Here is a 1,176-nt window from a genome sequence, read left to right on the forward strand (position 1 = left end):
CTCTGGAAAGTTCTGTGGATGTCAAGACCAGGTAAGGTTCTTCGCGTTGCATCGAATTAAACCACATGCTCCACCGCTTGTGCGGGCCCCCGTCAATTCATTTGAGTTTTAACCTTGCGGCCGTACTCCCCAGGCGGTCGATTTAACGCGTTAGCTCCGGAAGCCACGCCTCAAGGGCACAACCTCCAAATCGACATCGTTTACGGCGTGGACTACCAGGGTATCTAATCCTGTTTGCTCCCCACGCTTTCGCACCTGAGCGTCAGTCTTTGTCCAGGGGGCCGCCTTCGCCACCGGTATTCCTCCAGATCTCTACGCATTTCACCGCTACACCTGGAATTCTACCCCCCTCTACAAGACTCTAGCCTGCCAGTTTCGAATGCAGTTCCCAGGTTGAGCCCGGGGATTTCACATCCGACTTGACAGACCGCCTGCGTGCGCTTTACGCCCAGTAATTCCGATTAACGCTTGCACCCTCCGTATTACCGCGGCTGCTGGCACGGAGTTAGCCGGTGCTTCTTCTGCGGGTAACGTCAATCGCCAAGGTTATTAACCTTAACGCCTTCCTCCCCGCTGAAAGTGCTTTACAACCCGAAGGCCTTCTTCACACACGCGGCATGGCTGCATCAGGCTTGCGCCCATTGTGCAATATTCCCCACTGCTGCCTCCCGTAGGAGTCTGGACCGTGTCTCAGTTCCAGTGTGGCTGGTCATCCTCTCAGACCAGCTAGGGATCGTCGCCTAGGTGAGCCGTTACCCCACCTACTAGCTAATCCCATCTGGGCACATCTGATGGCATGAGGCCCGAAGGTCCCCCACTTTGGTCTTACGACATTATGCGGTATTAGCTACCGTTTCCAGTAGTTATCCCCCTCCATCAGGCAGTTTCCCAGACATTACTCACCCGTCCGCCGCTCGTCACCCGAGAGCAAGCTCTCTGTGCTACCGCTCGACTTGCATGTGTTAGGCCTGCCGCCAGCGTTCAATCTGAGCCATGATCAAACTCTTCAATTTAAGTTTGATGCTCAAAGAATTAAACTTCGTAATGAATTACGTGTTCACTCTTGAGACTTGGTATTCATTTTTCGTCCGAGGACGTTAAGAATCCATGTCACTTTGAGTGCCCACACAGATTGTCTGATAAATTGTTAAAGAGCAGTTGCGACGCGCTTTAGCG

The 1,176-nt window shown here is 53.1% G+C and carries 1 rRNA gene; it reads right to left on the minus strand.

Annotation, left to right across the window (positions count from 1 at the left end):
- Nucleotides 1-1,013, minus strand: a 16S ribosomal RNA gene (locus tag L1S47_RS20495); the annotation flags it as partial.
- Nucleotides 1,014-1,176 lie beyond the last annotated feature (163 nt).

Origin of the sequence: Clostridium sp. YIM B02551 (assembly GCF_022324735.1) — a bacterium.
In the GTDB taxonomy this organism is placed as follows: domain Bacteria; phylum Bacillota; class Clostridia; order Clostridiales; family Clostridiaceae; genus Clostridium_T; species Clostridium_T paridis.